At 43.6% G+C, this 543-nt stretch carries 1 pseudogene; it reads left to right on the top strand.

Features of this window, described 5'->3' with window-relative positions:
• Window positions 1-543: pseudogene (locus HMPREF2983_RS08085) on the top strand (toprim domain-containing protein); the annotation flags it as partial.

The following is a 543-nucleotide window of genomic DNA, read 5'->3' as shown; positions in this document are numbered from 1 at the left end:
GCTGCACGCTCTCGGAAGCCATCTGCCGTTTGGGGCAGAACGCTTTAGAGCATACAGCGTACTGCTCCTGTTCTTCAAAGAGAGAAACATCTATCAGTCCAAATCAAAGAAAGGATATAACAGCAAGCGGAACAAGGAGACTGACAAGCATCTCAGACACCTTGCCGCCGCACCTGCAGGAGTATCTCAAAAAGGAACGCTGTATTGATTTAGAAAAGGCAACACCCTTTCTCAAATGTATCAGCTACGAGGTAAGGGAAAGAAGATATGAAGCCATCGGCTTTGCCAATTCTTCAGGTGGTTATGAACTACGGGACAATCATTTGTTTAAGGGAACGATTGCCCCGAAAGACATCACCCCTATATTTGAGGACAAGGCACAACCTGTCTGTCTGTTCGAGGGCTTTATGGATTTTCTTTCTTTCCTTTCAATGAAAGAGGAAGTAACCAACCAATGCCTTGTGATGAATTCCGTGAGTAATGTTGTAAGAAGTATTCACTACCTGAATAAAAGAAATATAACCTCTGTTCGTGCTTTTCTTG

Source organism: Prevotella sp. HMSC077E09 (assembly GCF_001814685.1).
GTDB classification, from domain to species: Bacteria; Bacteroidota; Bacteroidia; order Bacteroidales; family Bacteroidaceae; genus Prevotella; species Prevotella oris.
This window is presented reverse-complemented; position numbering and strand designations above follow the sequence as displayed.